General features: G+C 33.5%; 3 protein-coding genes. All 3 read right to left on the reverse strand.

The annotated features are described in order from the left end of the window. Positions 1–5: 5 nt before the first annotated feature. The 3 genes from lspA to typA all read right to left on the reverse strand — a co-directional run bounded on the left by lspA (position 6) and on the right by typA (position 3,571). Positions 6–494, reverse strand: coding sequence for a signal peptidase II (gene lspA, locus PHQ99_08140; protein MDD4289539.1), 489 nt, complete (start codon positions 492–494; stop codon positions 6–8). 338 nt (positions 495–832) lie between these two features. Next, complete coding sequence (locus PHQ99_08145) at positions 833–1,456, reverse strand: hemolysin III family protein (GenBank protein MDD4289540.1); 624 nt, start codon at positions 1,454–1,456, stop codon at positions 833–835. Between the two features lie 297 nt (positions 1,457–1,753). After that, a complete protein-coding gene (gene typA, locus PHQ99_08150; protein MDD4289541.1) occupies positions 1,754–3,571 on the reverse strand; it encodes a translational GTPase TypA in 1,818 nt (605 codons plus the stop codon). Between the last annotated feature and the right edge of the window lie 79 nt (positions 3,572–3,650).

Raw genomic sequence — 3,650 nt, forward strand, 5'->3', positions numbered from 1 at the left:
CTTTTTTATAACTCAGTTTTTACTATAAAGGAATAAATCAGAAGTATTACTCCAAAAGTAATTGCCATGTCTGCTATGTTAAGAATGCCAGTCCTTAAATTGCCTATTCCGAAATTAAGAAAATCTATGACTACTCCTTTATGGATGATGCGGTCGATCAGATTACTAAAACCACCACTGATTATCAAAGCCAGAGATAGATATGATAAAGCTGATAATGACTTAGAGGAGAAATAGTAAATTAAAAGAAGAAACAACATTACAGATACTAATATAGTAAAGACTAAGAATCTGAATTCATGAGAAAATGATGAGCCCATACTCAAAAAAGCACCTTCATTTTTTGCCAGTTGCAGTCTTATTGTATCTCCTAATAAACTGATTATTGTACCAGGTTTTATCAAAGATTTTGCAGCATATTTGCTGATTTGGTCAAATCCGATGCAAATAGCAGATATAAATATTATTAAGACTGTCTTGTTATGTAAAAACATAATTACCTTTTTGTTAAAATTATGGAATATAACTCTATTTTATAAATATTTTCCTACTTTCCATCTGTGAGAGTAGTCTCTAAAGCCTGTATTTGTATATATTACCATAGATATGAATAAATTAAACTGAAATAATATTTTTATAACCGGCAAACACCTCAGAAAGAGGGTGTTTCTAAAACATCTCAAACACCATTTGGTTATTTTTAAGACCTTGATTTAAAGGTACCTGGATGGTCATTAGCAAGGGTTTTTAAAGAGTTTTAATTATTTCTTAAAAAAAGTAATATATATCAAAGTATATAAATTATTATTGAAATAGAAAATAATGCTAATATTTAAGCAAGATAAAGCAGGATGGCAAAAAAGTGAGTTATACTCCCTCCCAGCACAAACAAATGCCAGATAGTATGGTGATAACGTATTTTTGGTGCCAAAAAAAAGAATACCCCGAATAAATATAAAAATCCCCCACCAACAATCCATAATAGCATATTTACGGGAACAGCTTTAAGTAATGGCTTGGTCGCTGAAATTATAAGTAGCCCCATAATCAGATATAGAAATACAGAAATAACTTGAGTCTTTTTAAATAATAATATTTTCATAAATATACCCATCAAGGCGATTCCCCACACTAAACCAAAAAGAGTCCATCCCCAGGAACCATGCAGGGAGATAAGGGTGATTGGAGTATAAGAGCCGGCAATTAGGAGAAATATTGCTGAATGGTCAAAAATCTGAAAGGTCTTTTTTGTTTTGTTCTCCGGTAAACCATGATAAATAGTTGACGCAAGGTAAAGAATCACCAGCGTTGAACCATAAATCGTAAAGCTTACTATATGCCAATAACTTCCTTTATGAAGAGCCATATCAAGAAGGATAAAAAGACCGATAATACTTAGCAGGGTTCCAATGCCATGGGTGATGGTATTTGCCTTTTCCTGATAAGCCATATTCATTGAGGCTATTTCTGCATTTTCAACACCCTTTTCAACTAAGTTATTTATGAAATTTTTGATTGTTAGCATTAATAGTTAATCTACCTTTTTGTTGAATTTTTATAACAAGTGAGAGGGGAAAATTATTTGTTATAAATATATATTGTAAATAAATAACCGAAAAAATTATATCACAAGAGTTGTCAACAGTAAAGATATAATCAAAGTCACTATGCCTTTCTATGACATGTAATAATAAGGGGCAAGCTATTTTAACCATCATCCATTATTAATAAGAATTTCGGGAATCTTTGTATTTCAGGCAAGATTTTTACGGTATTGATAACGAGAATTATGATCAAGAATTTTTTTTCTTAACCGTATACTGATTGGGGTTATTTCTATTAATTCATCGTCCTGTATAAATTCCAAAGCCTGTTCAAGAGTAAAATCCTTAGGTTTTTCTAAACGTAAAGCATCATCGGAACCGCTTGCCCGCATATTGGTAACATGTTTTTTCTTATTAACATTCACTTCCAGGTCGTTATCTCTTTTGTTTTCCCCAACAATCATTCCCTGATACACTTTAGTTGTCGGTCCAATAAATAAATTTCCCCTACCCTGGGCATTGTAAAGTCCGTATGTGCTGGAAATGCCATCTTCGAAGGCTATTAACACACCCTTAGATCGGGATGGAATATATCCTTTATGCGGTTGATATTCAAGAAAAACATGATTCATTATTCCTTTGCCCTTTGTCAGAGTAAGAAGTTCATTGCGAAAACCAATCAATCCTCTTGCAGGAATTTGGAATTCAAGTCTAAGTTGGTCAGAAGAAAAATCCTGCATATTTACAAGCTCTGCTTTACGTATACCACAAACACGCATTACTGTACTTAAATATTCCTTTGGTATATCACAAGTCATTAGTTCTATAGGTTCATATTTTTTATTGTCAATATTCCGAAAGATTACTCTTGGTTTTGAAACCTGAAATTCATATCCTTCTCGGCGCATTTTTTCAATAAGTATAGAAAGATGCAACTCACCTCTTCCGGATACCCGAAAAGTATCCATTGTGTCAGTCTCTTCGACTTTCAGGCTCACATTAGTATCAATTTCTTTAAAAAGCCGTTCTCTTAGATGTCTGGAAGTAACAAAACTACCTTCCCTTCCGGCAAAAGGACTGTCATTAACTTTAAAATCAATAGTCAGAGTAGGCTCATCAATAATAATATTTGAGAGTGCTTCCGGATTATCAGGTGCTGCAATTGTTTCACCAATATTTGCATCTTCAATTCCTGCCAGTGCTACGATTTCTCCGGAAAAAACATGTTTTGATTCAATTTTATCTAAACCTTCAAAGGTAAAGAGCTTTACCACTTTCCCTTTGACAAGTCTACTATCCCTTTTTATAAGGGTTACGTTTTGTCCCTGTTCTATTTTTCCCCGCACTACTAAGCCAATGGCTATTTTCCCTACATAATCATCGTAATCCAGATTAGTAATAAGCATCTGAAGATTACTTTTGTTGTCTATTACTGGAGAAGGAACTTTTTTCACAATAGTTGAAAACAGTGCTTCCAGGTTGTTTTCCATGCGATCTGGTGAAAAACCTGCAGAACCTAATTGTGCTGATGTATAAACTACCGGAAAGTTGATTTGTTCATCATTAGCGCCTAACTCAATAAATAAATCATATATTTCATTCAAAACTTCTTCTGGCCGGACATTAGCCCGATCTACTTTATTGATTATGACAATGGGAACAATATTTAATTCCATGGATTTTCGTAATACAAATCGTGTCTGGGGCATTGGTCCTTCAAAGGCATCGACAATCAAAAGAACACCATTTACCATTCTCAGTATTCTTTCTACTTCTCCGCCAAAATCCGCATGTCCGGGAGTATCAACAATATTTATTTTTACATCGTTCCAATGTACGGAGGCATTTTTGGAAAAAATAGTAATACCTCTTTCCTGTTCCATGTCATTGGAATCCATTATTCTTTCTTTTACCTTCTGATTTTCCCGGAATGTTCCACTTTGTTTGAGCATAGCGTCTACAAGGGTAGTCTTACCATGGTCCACATGGGCAATCAGGGCAATATTTCTTAAATCTTTGTATTTCATTTGTAAAACCTTTATTAAATCTTGATAAGTTTTGTATGTTAAAGCTATTAGTAAAAAACAGAAAAATATTATCACAATA

It is taken from the genome of Atribacterota bacterium (assembly GCA_028703475.1).
Taxonomy (GTDB): Bacteria; Atribacterota; Phoenicimicrobiia; order Phoenicimicrobiales; family Stramentimicrobiaceae; genus JAQVMU01.